At 70.5% G+C, this 17,803-nt stretch carries 15 protein-coding genes; 5 read left to right on the forward strand and 10 right to left on the reverse strand.

What is annotated here, in order from left to right:
• Positions 1 to 3 precede the first annotated feature (3 nt).
• Positions 4 to 1,800: a tetratricopeptide repeat protein gene (locus ACFQVD_RS04530; protein ID WP_343965318.1), complete on the reverse strand. Its 1,797-nt coding sequence runs from the start codon at positions 1,798 to 1,800 to the stop codon at positions 4 to 6.
• A 418-nt stretch (positions 1,801 to 2,218) separates the two neighbouring features.
• Here ACFQVD_RS04530 and ACFQVD_RS04535 point away from each other — a divergent pair, with 418 nt between their 5' ends.
• The 4 genes from ACFQVD_RS04535 to ACFQVD_RS04550 all read left to right on the forward strand — a co-directional run bounded on the left by ACFQVD_RS04535 (position 2,219) and on the right by ACFQVD_RS04550 (position 5,321).
• The gene (locus tag ACFQVD_RS04535; RefSeq protein ID WP_343965320.1) at positions 2,219 to 2,914 is read left to right on the forward strand and encodes a class I SAM-dependent methyltransferase; all 696 of its coding nucleotides are present in this window, start codon (positions 2,219 to 2,221) and stop codon (positions 2,912 to 2,914) included.
• A gap of 12 nt (positions 2,915 to 2,926) precedes the next feature.
• Positions 2,927 to 3,856 carry a Ppx/GppA phosphatase family protein gene (locus ACFQVD_RS04540; protein WP_343965322.1) on the forward strand — a complete coding sequence of 310 codons (930 nt, stop codon included), beginning with the start codon at positions 2,927 to 2,929 and terminating at the stop codon, positions 3,854 to 3,856.
• A gap of 109 nt (positions 3,857 to 3,965) precedes the next feature.
• Positions 3,966 to 4,715 carry a DUF1206 domain-containing protein gene (locus ACFQVD_RS04545; RefSeq protein ID WP_343965325.1) on the forward strand — a complete coding sequence of 250 codons (750 nt, stop codon included), beginning with the start codon at positions 3,966 to 3,968 and terminating at the stop codon, positions 4,713 to 4,715.
• Between the two features lie 165 nt (positions 4,716 to 4,880).
• On the forward strand, positions 4,881 to 5,321 hold the full coding sequence (locus tag ACFQVD_RS04550) for an ATP-binding protein (RefSeq protein ID WP_343965327.1): 441 nt from the start codon (positions 4,881 to 4,883) through the stop codon (positions 5,319 to 5,321).
• A gap of 152 nt (positions 5,322 to 5,473) precedes the next feature.
• Here the strand turns inward: ACFQVD_RS04550 and ACFQVD_RS04555 are convergent, their stop codons facing one another.
• The 8 genes from ACFQVD_RS04555 to ACFQVD_RS04590 form a co-directional block, all read right to left on the reverse strand.
• Positions 5,474 to 6,664 (reverse strand): DegT/DnrJ/EryC1/StrS family aminotransferase, encoded by a 1,191-nt coding sequence (locus ACFQVD_RS04555; RefSeq protein ID WP_343965329.1) that lies wholly within the window; start codon positions 6,662 to 6,664, stop codon positions 5,474 to 5,476.
• Positions 6,661 to 7,752 carry a GNAT family N-acetyltransferase gene (locus ACFQVD_RS04560; RefSeq protein ID WP_343965331.1) on the reverse strand — a complete coding sequence of 364 codons (1,092 nt, stop codon included), beginning with the start codon at positions 7,750 to 7,752 and terminating at the stop codon, positions 6,661 to 6,663. Before ACFQVD_RS04560 ends, ACFQVD_RS04555 begins: the two co-directional genes overlap by 4 nt.
• Before the next feature lie 261 nt (positions 7,753 to 8,013).
• Positions 8,014 to 9,174: a DegT/DnrJ/EryC1/StrS family aminotransferase gene (locus ACFQVD_RS04565; protein ID WP_343965333.1), complete on the reverse strand. Its 1,161-nt coding sequence runs from the start codon at positions 9,172 to 9,174 to the stop codon at positions 8,014 to 8,016.
• Positions 9,175 to 9,246: 72 nt separating this feature from the next.
• On the reverse strand, positions 9,247 to 10,773 hold the full coding sequence (locus ACFQVD_RS04570; RefSeq protein ID WP_343965335.1) for a lipopolysaccharide biosynthesis protein: 1,527 nt from the start codon (positions 10,771 to 10,773) through the stop codon (positions 9,247 to 9,249).
• A 262-nt stretch (positions 10,774 to 11,035) separates the two neighbouring features.
• Entirely contained in the window at positions 11,036 to 12,337 is a 1,302-nt protein-coding gene (locus ACFQVD_RS04575) for a M20/M25/M40 family metallo-hydrolase (protein ID WP_343965338.1), read from the reverse strand.
• A 145-nt stretch (positions 12,338 to 12,482) separates the two neighbouring features.
• The gene (locus tag ACFQVD_RS04580) at positions 12,483 to 12,866 is read right to left on the reverse strand and encodes a histone-like nucleoid-structuring protein Lsr2 (RefSeq protein WP_343965340.1); all 384 of its coding nucleotides are present in this window, start codon (positions 12,864 to 12,866) and stop codon (positions 12,483 to 12,485) included.
• A 1,230-nt stretch (positions 12,867 to 14,096) separates the two neighbouring features.
• Positions 14,097 to 15,203, reverse strand: a complete 1,107-nt coding sequence (locus tag ACFQVD_RS04585; protein ID WP_343965342.1) for a DUF5925 domain-containing protein — start codon at positions 15,201 to 15,203, stop codon at positions 14,097 to 14,099.
• 60 nt (positions 15,204 to 15,263) lie between these two features.
• A complete protein-coding gene (locus tag ACFQVD_RS04590; RefSeq protein ID WP_343965344.1) occupies positions 15,264 to 16,148 on the reverse strand; it encodes a LysR family transcriptional regulator in 885 nt (294 codons plus the stop codon).
• Between the two features lie 69 nt (positions 16,149 to 16,217).
• Between ACFQVD_RS04590 and ACFQVD_RS04595 the strand changes: the two genes are divergently transcribed.
• Positions 16,218 to 17,165: a DMT family transporter gene (locus ACFQVD_RS04595; protein WP_343965346.1), complete on the forward strand. Its 948-nt coding sequence runs from the start codon at positions 16,218 to 16,220 to the stop codon at positions 17,163 to 17,165.
• On the opposite strand, the gene ACFQVD_RS04600 is transcribed toward ACFQVD_RS04595, so the two are convergent.
• Positions 17,134 to 17,577 (reverse strand): hypothetical protein, encoded by a 444-nt coding sequence (locus ACFQVD_RS04600; protein WP_343965349.1) that lies wholly within the window; start codon positions 17,575 to 17,577, stop codon positions 17,134 to 17,136. The two genes, ACFQVD_RS04595 and ACFQVD_RS04600, sit on opposite strands and share 32 nt — an antisense overlap.
• Positions 17,578 to 17,803 lie beyond the last annotated feature (226 nt).

The raw sequence follows: 17,803 nt of genomic DNA on the forward strand, positions 1-17,803 counted from the left end.
AGGTCAGGACTTGAGTTCGCGTCTGATGTCCTCGTCGTCCGGTGCCAGTTCAAGCGCCCGGGTGAGGTCGGCGACCGCCTCCGTCTCCCGCCCGGCGGCGCGCAGTGCCATCGCCCGGTTGAACAGCAGCGCGGGGTCCGCTCCGGGTTCGAGGGCCCGGGTGAAGTCCGCGACGGCGCCCTCGGGGTCACCGGTCTCGAACGCCAGCAGTCCTCGGTTCGCCCAGGCGGCCGCCAGCGAGGGGGCGAGCTCCAGCGCCCGGTCGAAGGCGGTACGCGCCCTGTCGTAGCGCCCCTCCGCCGTCTCCACCTGGCCCAGCGCGCACAGCAGGTACGGGTTGGCCGGATCGATGGCGAGCCCGGTCTCCGCGTCCACCCTGGCCTTGCCGTACTCACCGAGGGCGGCCAGCAGCCCGGCCCGGTTGGCCAGGCCGTCCACGAACTCCGGGTCCAGTTCCAGCGCGTGGTCCAGGTCGCTGAGCGCACCCCGGTGGTCCCCCCGGGAGAAGCGGATCTCGGCCCGGTTGTAGTAGGGCTCGGGGAAGGGCGGGCCGACCCGCATGGCCGTCTCGTAGTCGTCGATCGCCGCGTCCATCCGGCCCAGCCGGTGCAGCAGGTTGCCCCGGTCGATGTAGTAGTCGGGGTATCCGGGGTCGGCTGCGATCACCGCGTCCAGGTCCTCCAGCGCCTCCTCGGGGTGGCCCAGCATCACGGTGAGCTGCGCCCTGTTGGCCAGCAGCACCAGCCGGTGTATCGGGTGCTCGCCGGGACGCAGGTCGCGGTCGGCCAGGGCGACGGCCTCGGAGACCAGCTCCAGTGCCTTGGCCGGGCGGCCTCGCCGTACCTCCACCAGTGCCCGGCCGTTGAGGTCGAACCCCAGCTTGAACGCCCGCTCGCGCGGGTCGGGCAGCAGCGAGGAGATGGCGATCGCCTGGTTGACCAGCGCGAGCGCGGCGTCCGGGTCACGCCGGGCCTGGTCGTGGTGGCGTACCTTCAGCATTCCGGTGGCGTAGGCGACCGAGGCGTGCACGGCGGGGGAGACGCTCTCTCGCCTGGCCAGGTCGAACAGGTCCTCGGACTCGTCCTCCCTGCCCAGCGCGGCCAGCGCGGTCGCGGTGCTGTGCAGGAGCCGCCACCAGGTCCCGCTGTCGCCTTCGGGATCGGCGAGGCGCAGGGCGCGCCTGCCGAGATCCACCACGGCGTCATGGCAGCCCGTGTCCAGGCACCACTGCACCGCGAACAGGAACGCCTCCACCGCCTTCGACGTGTCGCCGCCGCGCTCGCGGTGGTAGGGGACCGCTCCAAGCCGCGCGCCGATCGTCCCCTCCCGCTCCAGCCTGTCGGCGAGGGCGCGGTGCTCCTCCTCACCGAGCGGATCCTCGACGGTGGTCCCCCGGCGGGTCACCACGGTCAGCGACTCCGCCGGGACACGGCGCCGCAGCACCGTCAGGAGTTCGAGGTCGGTGGGGTCGGCCCGGTCGACGTTCTCGACGACCAGCGTCCGCGGACCGGTTTCGGCCAGGTGCTCGCGGACGAACTCGGCCAGGCCGTTGGCCAGGCGCAGCGTGCGCCGCGGCGCGTGCACCAGGATCCGCTCCGCGCTGGGCAGGCTCGCGGCCACGGAGCGGCGCCGGTCGGGAACTAGGTCCTGCAGGTCGGGGGCCGCCGCGCGCAACTCGATGTCGTAGCGGGCGACAAGCTCGGGCCGGGCCGTGGGCACCAGGGCGGCGACGAGCGCGCCCCCCGCGGTGTAAGGACCGCGCAGGTGCCGGTCGGCGTCCACCACGAGCGGCGGCGACACGGGAAGAGACGGGTTTTCTGGCGGTTGGGCTCCCCGACTCACCGGACTCCTCTAAGTCGATTTAGATGATATTTGATGATATATGGCTATGGCGTGCTGGGGGCCGGCGCCCACTGCTGGACGCCGGTGCTGCGATTCCTCTCAGCCGACATGCTTGGCGCTTGCGGTACCACTGAGCGTGACGGTGCCAGGTTTGTGAACAATAACGTGCTTCATTACCGACCTCTCTCGCGAATAAGAGCAAATCGCAAGTATTCGCAATAATTGCCCATATTGACAAGATCTATTTCTTATAGTGGCCGCATCCGGACAGCCCTATGGACAGGTGGCGTGCGGTGGTGTCCGCGAACGCCGTCGCGGGCCCATGCCCGGCCCGGCCGCTGTGAGCGGCTCCTGCCGGGGATGGGACCCTGGTTCGATGGAACAGAGAAGCCGCTGGGCGGACATCGCGGGAGACGACGCCGGGGAGCGGTACGCGGCGAGGTTCGCCAGGCTGGCCGAGTCGGGGGCGGACACGCACGGCGAGGCACGGTTGTGCGCGGGGCTGCTGCCGCCGGGCGCGCGGGTGCTGGACGCCGGGTGCGGGACCGGGCGGGTGGCGATCCGGCTGGCGGAGCTGGGATACGACTGCGTGGGCGTCGACCTCGACGCGTCCATGCTGGAGGTCGCCCGGCGGGCCGCACCGGAGCTGCCCTGGATCCTGGCCGACCTCAGCGACCTCGGTGATCTCGCCGGCTCCGCGGAGTTCGCGGAGCCGGCGGAGCGGGCCGTGTCCGGCGAGCGGCGTGGGCGGGGCGAGCGCTTCGACATGGTCGTCGCCGCGGGCAACGTCATCCCCCTGCTGGCCCCCGGGACCGAGGCGCGGACCGTCGCCGGGCTCGCGGCACTGCTGCGGCCCGGCGGGTTGCTGGTGAGCGGGTTCGGGCTGGACGCAGCGCACCTTCCGCTCGCCTCCGCCACGGTCACCCTGGACGACTACGACGCCTGGTGCCGGGCCTCGGGGCTCGCCCCGCTGCGGCGCCTGGCGACTTGGGACGGCGCACCCTACGACGGTGGTGGATACGCGGTGAGCGTCCACGTACGAACCCCGGGCGAACGGGACTTCGAACGGTAGTAGCTTCATCCCATGCGACTGGGCGTTCTCGACATCGGTTCCAACACGGTTCATCTGCTGGTGATGGACGCACATCGGGGGGCCCGGCCGCTACCGGCGTACTCCCACAAGGAGGAACTGAGGCTCTCCGAGCACATGGACGAGGGCAACCGCCTGTCGGCGGAGGGCGCGACGCGGTTGCGGGAGTTCGTCGAGGAGGCGCTGCGGATCGCCGAGGACAAGGGGGTCGAGGACCTTATGGCCTTCGCGACCTCCGCGATCAGGGAGTCGGTGAACGGTGAGGAGGTCCTCGCCGGGATCAAGGCCGCCACGCAGGTCGACATCGAGGTGTTGTCCGGCCAGGACGAGGCGAGGTTGACGTTTCTGGCGGTGCGCCGCTGGTTCGGGTGGTCCTCCGGGCGGCTGCTCGTGCTGGACATCGGCGGCGGGTCGCTGGAGATCGCCTCGGGGATCGACGAGGAGCCCGACGTGGCGGTGTCGCTGCCGCTGGGGGCCGGCCGTCTCACCCGCGACCACTTCACCGCCGACCCGCCACCGACCGACGAGGTGCGGGCACTGCGCAGGCACGTGCGGGCCGAGATCGCCCGCGTGGTGGGCAAGGTGTCGCGGTACGGCCAGGCGGATCACGCGGTGGCGACGTCCAAGACGTTCAGGCAGCTCGCGAGGATCGCCGGCGCGGCACCCTCACACGAGGGGGTGAACGTACGCCGGGTGCTCGGGCACGCGGACCTGGTCGGCTGGACCGACCGGCTGGCCAGGATGAGCACGGGGGAGAGGGCCGAGCTGCCCGGGGTGTCGGAGGGGCGGGCGCCGCAACTGCCCGCCGGAGCCATCGTCGCCGACGCCACCATGGACCTGTTCGGAGTGGCCCAGCTGGAGGTGTGCCCGTGGGCGTTGCGCGAGGGCGTCATCCTGCGCAGGCTGGACGCAATGCCCGAGTAGTAAGGTTTATCCGGCCTTCCGCGGGTTAGTGCGCATAGCCATGAACAGCCCTCAGACTCAGGTGGCAGGTGCCGCTCACAGAGCGGCCAACAGTCAGACGCTGGACAGGTTGGCGCGGGTCGGTTTGGCCTGCAGGGGGGTCCTTTACGGGCTGATCGGTTTTCTCGCCCTGCAGATCGCCTTCGGCGGTGGCAGCGGTGGCAAGGAGGCCGACAAGACCGGGGCCATCGAGACGGTGGCGGAGCAGCCGTTCGGCATGGTGCTGCTCTGGCTCATGGTCGTCGGCTTCGCGGCCCTGGTCCTCTGGCAGCTGTCCGAGGCCGTCATCGGCCGGGGCCAGACCAAGGACCGGGTGGAGGCCGCGGCGCGCACGGTGGTCTACGGGTTGATCGTGGCCACGCTGCTCGGGGTCGTGCTGCGCGGAGACTCGGGAAGCTCGACGGACAGTCAGTCCAAGGACCTCACGGCCAAGCTGATGGAACTGCCCGGCGGGCAGTTCATCGTGGGCCTGGTCGGACTGGGCGTCATCGCCCTTGGGGCCTACTGGATCCACAAGGGCTGGAAGAAGAAGTTCCTCCAGGACCTGCGCACCGGCGAGATGCCGCCGAAGGCGCGTGACCTGGCCGAGAAACTCGGCATGGCCGGCTACCTCGCCCGCGGTGTGATCGCCGCGGTCGCCGGCGTCTTCGTCATCCAGGCCGCGATCACCTACGACCCCGACAAGGCCAAGGGCATCGACTCGACGCTGCGCTCGCTGGCCGACACCCCGGCCGGTCCGTGGCTGCTCGGGGTCGTCGCGATCGGCCTGCTGCTGTTCGCGGTCTACTGTTTCTTCGAGGCCCGCTGGCACCGGATGTGACGGGTGAAACCGCACGGTACGGCAGGTGCGGGCATGCAGCGGAAGGCCCGTCTGGCAAGCCCCACCTGTCTATCCGGTAAGTGATCGCATTCCTACTTTTCCGAGACATCTTCCCTTTCGAGCTCCGCGTCTTCCCAAAGGCAGGAACGGCATCGGAGGGGGCATATGGACTCGTCGGAGTACGACGGCAGCGAATGGGTTCTCCGCCTTGCGGGCTCCCCGGACCAGGTGGTCAGAGCCCGCCGCCTGGTCTCGATGACCCTGGGGCGAGACCATCCCCTCCATGACGACTGTGTCCTGCTGACCAGTGAGATCGCCACCAACGCGGTGATCCACTCCCGCTCCGGGGACGGCGGGGCGTTCACGGTCACCGTGGCCTACTCGGCGACCGGCGTGCGGGTCTGCGTCCAGGACGAGGGCTCCTCAGAGGCTCCCTGCCTCTGCCGCGCCTCGGCGGACGCGACGGGGGGCCGCGGCCTGCCCCTGCTGGAGGCGCTGGCCCACCGCTGGGGCCTGGTCAGGGAGGCGGGGGCCAACAAGGTCTGGTTCGAGCTGGTGCTCGAACTGGCCGGGATGCGCGCGGGCAGCCTGGCAGGCGCCAGGTGAGAGTTCGGGGCTCGGCCGGACGTCGAGGGGGCCGGTACCGGGCCGGGACGAGTCGGAGGCGCAGCCACCCTCGGCACCCTGCCGGCAGCCGTGCCGTGGAGACCCCAGGCGACATGGCGGGCCTCCTCCGAGAAAGGAGGCCCGCGACCTGCTCAGGCCGGCTGTTGCGAGGCCGTGAACGGGCGGGGGGCGGGGCGGACGTCGAGTTCGGTCAGCAGGCCGGCCATCCGGGCGGCGCGGAGCGGGTCGACGGGCAGGACATGGCCGGTCCACCAGCGGGCGATCTCCGAGGACGGCCCCTCGGGCACCAGTTCCAGGTAGTCGTCCAGCGGAGGGTCGTAGATGAAGCCGGGCACCACGCCCCGGCTCTCCAGCCGGGCGACCACCTCGTCGCGGTTCTCGACCAGCAGGGGCACCCGCAGCAGCGGCTGTGGCGCCGCGTCGCGGACGCCCTCGGCCGCCCAGGGCAGGGTACGCAGTAGTTCGACCCCGGCCACCCGCCGACCGCGCTCGCGGTCGATCACCCGGAAGCGGGAGCGCTGGTAGCGGCGGAGCAGCGGCCCCTGGCGCATCCGCCAGTCGTCGAGGTCGATCCGCAGCCAGTGGTCCAGGGCACGCAGGTCCACCGGATCGCCGGCGAGGGCCGCGCGCAGCTCCTTCTCGCGGGGCGGGCAGCGGTGCCCGGTCCACTGGACGAGGCCGAGCGCTTTGAGGGCGTGCCACATCGGCCGGACCAGCCCGGTGCGGTAGATCGTCTCGCGCAGCACGGGCCGCAGCGTGCCGAGCAACTGGGCGCGCGCCCCGCCGGGGAGCAGTGACTCGTCCCTGGCCCGGGCCAGCTCGGGCAGTGCGGCCGGGTCCCGCGCGGTGAGGAACCCGCCGGACATCGCCCGCCCGTGCTTGGCGAGGCTGAACACCCCGGCGGTGCCGAACGTGCCCGCGGCGCGGCCGCCCACCGTCGTCTGCATGGCGTGTGCCGCGTCGTCGAGGAGGATCACGCCGCGCCGGTCGCACTCGGCCCGCAGCTCGGTGACCCGGTCGGGCTGGCCGTACAGGTGCGTGGTGACGACACCGGCCAGGCCGTTCCAGTCGATGTTGGGGACGTCGATGTTGCCGTCACGCCAGGAGACCGGCGCCATCACCGGTTCCAGCCCGGCGGCCAGCACGACGAACAGCACGGTCTCGCAGTTCGTCGGTGAGATGAGCACCCTGTCGCCGCGTTCGAACCAGTGACGCAGCGCCAGGAGCAGACCGAACCTGGCGGAGGGCACGTGCAGGCACTCCTGGCCGATCCGGTCTCGCATGGCCGCCTCAAGCTCGCGGCTGCCGTTCTGACCGCTCACTGGGCCTTCCCTCGGGTGCGCAGCCGCCCGTACCGCTTCATGGCCCTGTCGGCGGCGCCGTACAGGGCCGGGCTGTCAAGGATGAAGCGCCGCACGCGGCGGACCGGTGCGGTGCGTAGCCAGTGCGCCGCCGCGCCGGCCGAACGGCGGCGCACGATGCCCTCGGTGACCGGGACGGTCCTGCTGCACAGTGCGTCCTTGTACTCCGAGCCGTTACTGATGCCGAGATCCAGCGAGCTGACACCGATCTTCGCGGCGGCCTCGACCATGTGCAGGTGCTGGATCAGGCCGGGGGAGTACTTGGCGTAGTCGGGGTCGTACGCGGGGAACCAGCCGATCATCATCGTGTCGGTGCGCAGCCCGAAGTGGCCCGCGACGGGTCTGCCGTCCGCGTACAGCATGGACAGCGGCCCGGCGAAGTCGGGGGTGTCGACGGCGTGCAGGCGCTCGGTCAGCTCCACGACCCATGACCTGGCGAAGCGGTCGGGGCGGCCCATCCGCTGGTACTGGGCCGATTTCCACTCCCGCAGCAGCCGGAACTGCTCCGTGTCGCGCACCGCGAACTCGGAGGTGATCTCGCCCACGTCGCGGCCCAGCTTCCGTTCCTTGTACAGGGTGCTCTTGACGAACTTCGGAGAGCGTTCGCGCAGTTCGTCGAGGAAGGCCGGGTAGCCGTCGGCGAAGTCGAGGACCACGGCATCCTGCCTGAGCGTCTCGAACGGCTGGAACCAGGGCTGCCGGTCGACCATGCAGCCGAACTCCCACACGCTCAGCCCGCACTCCTTGAGCAGGGTGTTGGAGTCGAATTCGGCACCGGGCACGTGGACCACGCCCTGGGAGAGCGAGACCCATCCGCCCAGGGCGGCGCCCACTCCGCCACCGTGCCGCTCGAAGGGGAAGAACCCGACGGGCCCGTCCGACTCGGTGATCACCGCCACCCGCGCCCCGGTGTGGACCTCACCCATCGCGATCGTGAAGTCCGGGCTGAGGAAGGGGTTGGCGAGGTGCGGGCTGGAGCGTTGCATCTCGCGCCAGGCCGCGACCTCGTCCGGGCCCAGCTCCGCGGGCCGGATGACGTTGACCCTCATGCGACCCCTCCCGTCGCGCCGGGGTGACCGGCGACCGTGCCTGCGGTGCGCGTCAACCTACCGTTCACGAGGAGGCGATCCTTTCTCGAAGCCCGGGTTGGGGAACCGAACGTCGTCCTCGGGGCGGAGCACGCGCGATCCGGCTGACCCGTGGACATGGGTGGCGTGCGTCACGGGGCGAGGGAACCGTCCCGGAACCGGGCGGCGCCCCCTGTTGCCGCCACCCGATGCAGTAAATCTACCTAAATATTACCTTACCTGCTAAGCGATATCGAAAATGGTCGGACTCGGCAGCACCGGGGAAACCTGGGGATGGGGCGGTGGGACGGCCGGGACGAGCCGTTCGACGACCGGCAGGGCGCGGTGGGCGTAGAGCGGATCGACCGGCAGCACGTGCCGGCCCCACCAGCGCGCGATCTCGGGCTCCGGCGAGGGGCTGGTGAACCCGGGCAGGTAGCTGTCGTACGGCGGGTCGTAGAGGTATCCGGTGGCGACCCCGTGTCGCTCCAGTTCGGCGATGGCCTCGTCCCGGCCCGAGACCAGCAGCGGGACCCGGAACAGCGGCTGATCCAGGTGCCGGTGGACGGCCGGCGCCACGGTGGGCAGCGCGGCCAGCGCCGAGACGCCGGCGATCCGCCGCGACCGCTGCCTGGGCAGCGTCCGCAGGCGCCTGGACTGGTACCAGCTTGAGAGGTGGCCGCGCCTGGCCCGGTAGTCGTGCAGGTCGGCCTGGACCCAGGAGTCGAACGCCGGTAGCTGCGGCGCGTACTCCAGCGCCCTGACCAGGTCCGCCGGACGCGGAGCGATCCGGTAGCCCTCGCGTTCCTCCTCCATGCCGAACGCGCGCATCGCCCTCAGCGCCGGGCGGACCATGTTCAGGCGCAGCGCGGTGTGCCGGCCCACCGAGGTCAGCACGCTGTGGACCTCCTTCCTGAAGGCACCCGGCTGCAGCAGCCGGTCACGGTCGCGCTCCAGGGTGCGCAGGTCCTCCAGGCGCTCGACCGCGATCACTCCACCGGAACCCGCTCCGGCGTGCTTGGACAGGCTGAACACGCCCGCCACCCCGAAGGTGCCCAGCGGCCTGCCGTGCACGCTCGTCTCCATCGCGTGCGCGACGTCCTCGATCAGGATCTTGCCCGTGAACGCCCTCACCCGGTCCGGCAGGCCGTACAGGTTGGTGGTCAGCACCGCGTCGACCGCGTCGAGGTCGACGGCGCCCGCGTCGATGTTGCCGTCGTCGGCGGAGAGCGGGGCGATGACCGGGCGCAGTCCGGCGGCGAGCACGAGAAAGAGGATCTCGTCGGCCGACAGCGGCGACATCAGCAACCGCTGGCCGGGGCTGCACCAGTGCCGCAGGGCCAGATACAGCCCCAGACGGTTGGAGGGCAGCGGAAGGCAGCGGCGGCCTGTCCGCTTCGCCACAATGTGCTCAGGAGTCACTGGAGACCGTCTATCACGTACGAGATCAAGACTGCAAACAGAGCCACGCCGTCCCTAACCTGCGACGACCTGGGACGCCCTGCCGTGGTTGATCACTCTGCGGATGTTCGGGAGGATCAGTAGCGCGACCAGGAGCTGGCTGCCGAGCATCGCGTAGCCCACCGCGGCGATCCCGAAGAGGGGGAACAGCAAGACGATCGAGGTGAGGACCAGCACCGCCATCCCGATCTGGACGAGTGCGAGCTTGCGGGCCTCGCTCTGCGCGCGCAGCATGCTGAGGCAGATCTCGATCACCGTCTGGGGGAGTACGGCGATCGCCATCAGGCGGAGCAGCGGTGTGCCCGCCTCGGCGAACCCGGGGCCGAACACGCTCAGGATCAGGGGCGCGCCGACCACGACCACCGCGATGACCGGTCCGACGATCAGGAAGGTGCGGCGCAGCGCGTTGCGCACGCTCTGCGCCAGCTGGGCGGCGTTGAAGGATCCCTCGACCGTCAGGGACACCGCCATGTTGGCCGCCAGCAGCCCGATCATGGAGCCCAGCGTGTGGGCTATCGAGAAGTAGCCGAACGTCGGCGCGTCGTCGAGCCAGCCCGCGATGATGACCGGGACCAGATAGAGGATCAGCAGGATGGAGAACGCGCCGGGGAAGTCTCCGGCCAGGAAACGGCCCACCTCGCGCAGGCGCGGCGGGTTCGCGGCGCTCTCCTCGGTGTTCTTGACGTGCCTGGGGATGATGACGCCGAAGATGAACCAGCTGATCGGGATCAGCGCCATGGCCGTCGGCACGATCCACGAGACGAAGATCCCGCCGAAGAGGCCGCCCTCCGGCAGCGCGACCGCGAGCGCGGCGAGCATGCCCATCTTGACCAGGCCGAACGCCAGGCTGTTGACCGGCACCCAGACGGCCTTGCGCAGCCCGGCCAGGGTCACGTCCTGGAGAGTGAAGATCGTCCAGACGAGAACCGAGACGAGGAAGAACAGTCCGGGCCCGAACCCGGCGAGGTCGGCGTAGACCGCCCCCCACACCGGCAACGTCAGCAGGAACCCCAACGCCGCCACCAGGCCGGTGGCCCCGGCGATCGCGTAGCCGCGCAGGACGAACTCGGCGGTGCGGCGGCCGGCCACCGGGATGAACCTGGCCAGCGCGCCCGCGAAGGCGAGCCCGGTCAGAGAGGCGAACAGCCGCATCGCGCTGATCACGGCCTGGCCCTCACCGAACGCGGCGGCGGTGTACAGGTGCGTGGCGAGGAACCAGTAGCCGAGGCCCAGCACGGCGGTGATCCCGGTATTGATCATCAGTGCGTAGCCCTGTAGGAACAGGGGGTTTCTCAGATCCTTGCGCAGGCGGTCCATCAGCCCGGTCCTGCGCTCCTCGGTCACTGTCCGGCCCATCGCCTGGTCGCCTCCGTCGCGCGTCACCTCGTCATCATCGGGTGGAGCGCTTGCAGCGACCTTGCCGTCGGCTGCACGCAGGCCGGTGGCCGAGTCCGGTCGCGTCCCCGGCAGGTCCGGCAGGGCGCCCGGCGGGGGGGTGCCGCCCTCGTGCCAGGCGGGCAGCCCCGTGCCGTTCTCATTCACCGTGACGCTCCCGATCCGCACCACTCTCCGGAGCGGTGCAGGATGCCCGCCCGTCGCTCGCACGGGATGGTTCGGTGGCGTCCCCGAGGGGGGCGGGATGGCGCCGCGCCAGCGTTCGCGTCCCGTCACCAGACCGGCCGGTCACCGAGGGGTATATGAGAATCGGCACGTGAGCCATGATGCCCCAGTTTCAGGCGGGCCGTGTCCGGCATGTATCCGGAAGTGCCCGGCAGGGCTCGATCGTGATGGGGAGCGCCCTGTTTTATCCGGGATCGGTGCTGTGGCCCGCTGAGGCGGCGGGAGAGGTGAGAAGACGATCGAGGACGCGGACGCCGAACTCCAGCCCCTCGACGGGAACGCGCTCGTCCACGCCGTGGAACATGCCGAAGTAGTCGAGTTCCGGGGTGAGCATCAGCGGGGCGAAGCCGTAACCCCTGATACCGAGCCCCGCGAAGGACTTGGCGTCCGTGCCGCCGGACATCACGTACGGCACCGGCCGCGCCGCCGGGTCCTCGGCCACCAGGGCCGCGCCGAGCCGCTCGAAGAAGGGTGAGTCCATCGGGGCGGAGGGGGCGTCCTCCAGGTTGACGAACTCCCGCCTCACCCGGGGGCCGAGCAGGCGGTCGATCGTCTCCAGGAACTCCTCCCGGCCCCCCGGCAGGAACCGCCCGTCGACGTGGCCCACGGCGGTGCCGGGAACCACGTTGACCTTGTAGCCCGCCTGGAGCATCGTCGGGTTCGCCGAGTTCCGGATCTGCGCCCCGAACAGGGAGCCGACCCGGCCGAGCCGTTCGGCCTCCTCCTCCAGCCGGTCGAGGTCGATGCGCTCGCCGAGGATGTCCGACAGGCTCTCGATCAGCGTCGCCACCTCGGGCGTCAGCCGCACCGGCCAGCGGTGAGAGGCGATCCGGGACATGGCGTGGCAGAGTTCGGCCACCGCGTTGTCCGCCGGCGGGCGGGAGCCGTGGCCCGCGACGCCGGTCGCGGTGAGTCTCATCCAGGCGGTGCCGCGCTCGCCCACCGCGACCGGGTAGATCCGTGCTCCGGGAGCCTCGACGCTGTAACCGCCTGACTCGCTGATCGCCTCGGTGCAGCCGTCGAACAGTTCGCGGTGGTGTCGCACCGCGTATCGCGCGCCGTACTCGCCGGTGGCCTCCTCGTCGGCGAGGAACGCCAGCACCACGTCCCGCCCGGGCCGTACCCCGCGCCGCGCCCACTCGCGGACCAGGGTGAGCGTCATGGCCAGGGTGCCCTTCATGTCGACCGCGCCCCGGCCCCAGACGCAGCCGCCCAAGACCTCCCCGGAGAACGGATGAACCCGCCAGTCGGGGGCGTGGGCGGGGACCACGTCGAGATGACCGTGGATCAGCAGGGCGTCGGACGAGTCGCCGGGGATCCTGGCGACCACGCTGGTCCTGTGCCTGGCCGACTCGAACACCACAGGTTCGATGCCGGCCTCCGACAACAGGGTGGCGACGTGCTCGGCCGCCGGGCGTTCGCCGGAGCCGGGATTGGTGGTGTCGAATCTGATCAGGTCCGAGCAGATCTGTGTGACCTCACTCATCGAAGAACGCCCCCTGGAGATGATGGCCCGAATACAGGACCAAGAGTGCATACCCCTCCGGAGCATGAGGGGCACCTCGGGGTCGCTCCACGTACTCCCGGTCGGCTGTGACGCCGCTACCTCCAAGGGGCCGGGAGCCTGGCCACTACTGGCCGGACGTGGTCTGCGGGGTCTTCTTGGTCGCCGCCTTGGCCACACTGGGGTCGCCCGCCGCGAAGGCCTCGGCGACCTTTCCTCCGATGCGCCCGCGCTCACTCACCTCGATTCCGTGGGACTTCGCCCACGCCCGGATCTCGGCGCTCCGCTCGCGGTTGCCGCCGGAACCCTTCGCCCTGCCCTTGCGGCCCAGGGAGGTGCTCGCCTTGCGAGCGGCGGACTGGAAGGGCTTGAGGGCCTCGCGGAGTTTTGTGGCGTTCTTCGTGCTCAGGTCGATCTCGTAGGCGGTCCCGTCCAGGCCGAACGAGACGGTCTCGTCCGCCCGCTTCCCGGTGATGTCATCGGTGAACGTGACGACTTGCTGACGTGCCATTGTGTCACTCCTTAATCTTGGCGCCAGAGTGTGCGGCTGTGAACCCGGCCGACGATGGCTCCCGCGTCTCTTCCCCGGTAGTAAAACTCTAGCCCCTCCTTTCGCCGTCGCGCCGGGAAACCCTGTCCGCCGGAGATCCACTTGCTCGGGTTAATTACCCAAGGCCGAACTCCGGCGTCTCCACGTCATTGGGAAATGCTTCCCGCCGGCGAGGGATTAAAAACGGCGGCGGCGCCGGAAGCCCCTTGGTGTCCTGTATCCCGGGATCTGCCGGTTACCCCTGGCGGGTTTTCCGGATGGAGGTGTCCGAGCGCTTTGGAGTTTCGTGACCTCCGGGTGGGTTCCACCCCGGTCGCTGGGAAAAAATCGACTTCGGCCACTTGGGGGCGTTCCGGTCCATCGTTCCGCTGCCGTTCGTTTCGAGGGCTTCATCGTGTCGGCCGTGACGTCCTTCCGGGGTGCGGGCGCGCCCCCTGCCCCGTTTCCGCTGGTCGTGGCAGCTACTGGGATGAGACTCCGGCGGAGAGCGGCGAGCGGGCCGGGTCCGCCGGGAGGAGGACGGCGGCGGAGGAGTGCCGTGAGACCCGCTCCGGAGGTTCGTCGGACAATTCACACATGCCCGGTGTCTGTCACCGAACGTGTTGCGGGATTTCCGGAGGAAAAATGGCTTCCTCGCGCTCCGGAATGCGAGCCGCGTGTCCCCGGTTTTGTCGGCACGCCAGAGATCCGGGCGCGTTCGAAGGTGGTCACCGACACATGGTCGATCACATTGGGGTGTGGTCTCGACACTCTCGGGTGAGGCAAGGCGTGCTGTGCGGACCGTATGATTTCGGGCGTCTCGCATTGTGGGCGAGCGGGACCGCGGACCCCGTTTGCTCCTTGACCGCCATTGGCCCGTTCCGCCGTCCGGGCGGACCAACAAGCGGCGTTCCCCGAATTGTTCGGGTAACGGCCGGAGAGTGATACGGGCATTGCCCGCTCCCGCGGGCATGTCGCCTGGCCTCGTCCCGTTCTGTTGCGCACGGAGGAAACCGCGCGCCGCCGAGCCTCGTACCGTCTCGCCCAGGACGGCGCCGTGCGCCGCCTGCCACGTCGTCCGGCTCCGGCTACCGGCCAGGGGCACGGTCTGACCCCAGGGCTCAACGGCCCGGAGATTCACAGTGCTCACCTGGCGGAGGCTCACCGAACCGAGTCCGCCTGACCAGGCGAACCACTCTCGGTTCACCCCCGTCAGAGATAGAGGCCGGTGTTCTCGGGAACGGCCGTGCGGCTGAACGCGCCGTCGCGGAGCGCGAAGAGCTCGGCGAGGGTCGCACCGGCGGGAGAGAGCCCCTCGGTGCCGCCGAGCCAGTGGGCGGCCTCGTCGTAGGGGAGAGAACCGATCTCGATCTGGGCGAGGCAGCGGCCCGGACGGGTGACGGCCGGGTGGAGACGGGCCAGATCCTCGTTGGTGGTGATGGCCACCAGGACGTCACGGCCCTGGCCGAGGAGCCCGTCGGTCAGGTTGAGCAGGCGTGACAGGCCCTGTCCCGTGGCCTCCTTGGCGCCGGACCTGATCAGTTCGTCGCAGTCCTCCAGCACCAGGAGCCGCCACCGCTTACCGTCGTCCTCGTCAAAGCCGACCGCGACCTCCATGAGGTAGCCGGGGGAGTGGAACAGCCGCTCCGGGTCGAGTACGCAGTCGACCTGGCACCACGACCGCCACTCGTGGGCGAGCGTGCGCAGCAGCGTGGTCTTGCCGGTGCCCGGCGGGCCGTGCAGCAGGACCAGCCTGCCGTGTGCGTCGGAGGCGGTGACGGACATCAGCCGCGACAGCCGCTCGCTGACCGACCTGGCGTAGTTGCCGGAGATCTCCGCCCAGGGGGAGGCGGTGATCGGCTTCTCCGAGCGGCGGCTGCCGTGGGGCCCCTGCCACCAGAAGCCCATCTCGACGTGGTCGCTCTCGGGGGCGGGCTCCTCGGCGTCCTTGATGATCTCGTCGATCACCGAGCGGGCCAGTTCCTCGTCGACCGCGGTCACGCTGACCGTGGCGGCGCGGTTGCGGTGGCGGACCACGCGCAGCGTCCAGCCCTCCCCGCGCAGCAGCCGCGAGTCACGGCCGTCCTTCTCCGTCGCCGCCCGGAGGAGCGTCCCGGAGGCGGGGGTGAGGGAGGCGTCGGGACGGACCCGCTCCAGGTTCGCGGTGCACGACCACGGCTGGACCCCGGTGGCGAACGGCGACAGCGCGAGGGCGTCGATCACGTCCACCGCGGAGTCGGCGTCGTCGAGCCAGATCTTCATCGGCAGCTCCACCGGGCGGGGCTCCGGGGAGAAGTGGACCTCCTTGAGTACGGACATGGCGGTAATGATCCTCTTGGGGTGTCCGCCGGTCGACGGGTTTTCGCAAGGGGACCGGGCTCAGGGGGCCGCCGGCGGCGCGGGAGCCTCGGGGGCGGTGCGGAGCAGGGCGTCGACCAGGGGGCTCGGCGGGCGGGTCAGCGGACCGGTGAGGACGAGGGCGCGGGTCAGGGACGGCTTCAGCGGGATCATGACGAGCCCGGGGGTGAGGAGACCGCGGCCGAGGTCGGGAACCGTCGAGACGCCGATACCGGCGGCGATCATGCCGATGAGCGTGCCGAGTTCGCGCACATGCTGGGCCGGAGCGTAGGGGACGCCCGCCAGGGAACACAGGACGCGGGTCTGCGGCTCGCAGCCCCCCTTGGAGACGAGCAGCGGATCCTCCACCAACTCGGCCATCGTGATGTGTTCCTGGCCGGCCAGGGGGTGGTCGGCGCGGACCACCGCGTGGAAGGCGTCGCGGCCCACCACCACATGCGCGGGGGGAGGGGGCAGTGGATCGACGAGGATCGCGGCGTCGACGACTCCGGTCTCCAGCCAGGGGGACAGCTCGTCGTCGTCACCCTCGAAGACCTGCACCTCGACACCGGGGAGTTCCGCGCGCCACGTCCGCATGAGCTGGGGGAGCAGCCCGCAGCAGACCGTGGGCGGGGCGGCGACGCGGACAACCCCGGTGTGCTGCCCCAGGTGTGCGGAGACGGCCTCGTCGATGGCGGCCACCGAGGCGAGCGCCGCCTGGGCGTGCGGCAGGATCGTCGCCCCCAGGGCGGTGGGTCCCACGCCTCCGTGCCGCAGCACCAGCGGTGCGCCGAGAGCGCGCTCAAGTGCGGCGAGCGCGTGGGAGACCGCCGACTGGGACATGCCGAGCTCCTCGGCGGCCACGCCGAAGCCGCCGTTCGCGATCACGGCGGTGAAGACTCGGAGCTGCGCGACCGTGGCACTCATGAGGACATCTCATCACACTGGCGGGGAAACTCATTGGACACATGGTCCGGGCCTGATGAGACTGCTCCGGTGACCCGTGAAGGAACCTCCCCGGCATCTCCACAGGTGCGGACGGCCGCGAGCCGGTCCGTGCTCGCCCAATATCTCGCGCTGGCCCTGACCTGGGGGGCCAGCTTTCTGTTCATCAAGGTCGCTCTCACCGGCCTGTCCCCCGTCCAGACGGTGCTGGGCCGTCTCACGCTGGGAGCACTCACCCTCAATGCGATCATGCTGGTCACCCGCCGGAGATGGCCGAGGCAGGCGAGACTCTGGGTGCACCTGGGAGTGGTCGCACTGCTGCTGTGCGTGGTGCCGTTCCTGCTGTTCGCCTGGGCCGGGCAGCACATCCCCTCGGGGCTCTCCAGTATCTACAACGCCACGACGCCGCTGATGACGATGTTCGTGACCCTGGCCGCGCTCCGCCAGGAGCGCCTGGGCGCGGCGGGGATGCTCGGCCTGCTGCTGGGCGCGGCCGGTGTCGTCGTCGTCCTGGCCCCGTGGAACCTGACCGGGGCCGCCGGCCCCGGGTGGGCGCAGGTGGCCTGCCTGGGGGCGACGTTCTGTTACGGCCTGGCCTTCGCCTACACGCGGCGCTTCGTGGTCTCCTACGGCTACGACGCCCCCACGGTCGCCGCCGCCCAGATCAGCGTGGCGGCCCTGGTCATGCTCGCGTTGAGCCCGCTGCTGGCAGGCGGTCCGGTGCGCCTGGACCCGCCCGTCGTGGCGAGCATGGCCGCCCTGGGCATTCTGGGTACCGGGCTCGCCTACATCTGGAACACCGCGGTCATCGCCCGATGGGGGGCGACGGCCGCCTCGACGGTGACGTACCTGACCCCGCTGGTGGGTGTCGTCCTCGGGGTGCTCGTCCTGGGCGAGGCGCTGACGTGGAATCAGCCGCTGGGCGCGGTGGTGGTCATCGTCGGCATCATGACCGGCCAGGGCGTGTTCAGCTCCTGGTCAGATCGCCGGTCTCGGTGACCAGGCCGGGGCCGGGGACGTCCTTCCAGGTGTAGGTCAGGGCGTTGCCCTTGCGCCTGAGCCACACGGTGCCCGGAAGGCGGCCGGTGCCGGAGCCGAGGGCGAAGGTCAGCTCGTCGGCCTCGACCCCGGTCAGGACGATCCGTCCCTCGCAGTCGTTGACCGGCTCCGCCCAGTCGGCTCCGCCGTCGCCCTCCCTGAAGGGCGCGACGCTCTCCAGCGCGGACAACTCGCGGGCGAGCCGGGCCCGGGACTCGCCGTCGCCGCGGAACAGCACCTTGACCGCCACCCGCTCGCCGTTGGGGGCGTGCGCGAGATAGACGACGCCCTGACCGCCCTCGCCGATCCTTCCGGCCAGCCGGAAGACCCCGAGCCGGGCCGGGTCGTCAGGGGTGAGGGGGATCAGGGCCATGAGGGAAAGGCTATCCACGTCCGCTTGAAATGGGAGGTAATGCAGGTGGGTGGGGCTAACGAGAGGAGTGCTGGTGATTTTCTGGTTTAGGGCGCTTGGTTGCGGTTAGGAGGCGGTTGTTTCGCTGCCCGATGACCGTCTGGAGTGTTCCCATGTCCTGATGTGGTGGAAGATCAGTTGATTAACAGCGTCATGCGGTGTTGTGTCAGCCATTACGCTCCGGTAG

The organism is Streptosporangium amethystogenes subsp. fukuiense, assembly GCF_042665875.1.
Classification (GTDB): Bacteria; Actinomycetota; Actinomycetes; order Streptosporangiales; family Streptosporangiaceae; genus Streptosporangium; species Streptosporangium fukuiense.

Bases quoted from the DNA above. Each gene is read 5' to 3' on its own strand.
- ACFQVD_RS04535 (WP_343965320.1), top strand. From the start codon at position 2,219: ATGGAACAGAGAAGCCGCTGGGCGGACATCGCGGGAGACGACGCCGGG.
- ACFQVD_RS04540 (WP_343965322.1), top strand. From the start codon at position 2,927: ATGCGACTGGGCGTTCTCGACATCGGTTCCAACACGGTTCATCTGCTG.
- ACFQVD_RS04550 (WP_343965327.1), top strand. From the start codon at position 4,881: ATGGACTCGTCGGAGTACGACGGCAGCGAATGGGTTCTCCGCCTTGCG.
- ACFQVD_RS04560 (WP_343965331.1), bottom strand. From the start codon at position 7,752: ATGAGGGTCAACGTCATCCGGCCCGCGGAGCTGGGCCCGGACGAGGTC.
- ACFQVD_RS04575 (WP_343965338.1), bottom strand. From the start codon at position 12,337: ATGAGTGAGGTCACACAGATCTGCTCGGACCTGATCAGATTCGACACC.
- ACFQVD_RS04580 (WP_343965340.1), bottom strand. From the start codon at position 12,866: ATGGCACGTCAGCAAGTCGTCACGTTCACCGATGACATCACCGGGAAG.
- ACFQVD_RS04585 (WP_343965342.1), bottom strand. From the start codon at position 15,203: ATGTCCGTACTCAAGGAGGTCCACTTCTCCCCGGAGCCCCGCCCGGTG.
- ACFQVD_RS04590 (WP_343965344.1), bottom strand. From the start codon at position 16,148: ATGAGTGCCACGGTCGCGCAGCTCCGAGTCTTCACCGCCGTGATCGCG.
- ACFQVD_RS04600 (WP_343965349.1), bottom strand. From the start codon at position 17,577: ATGGCCCTGATCCCCCTCACCCCTGACGACCCGGCCCGGCTCGGGGTC.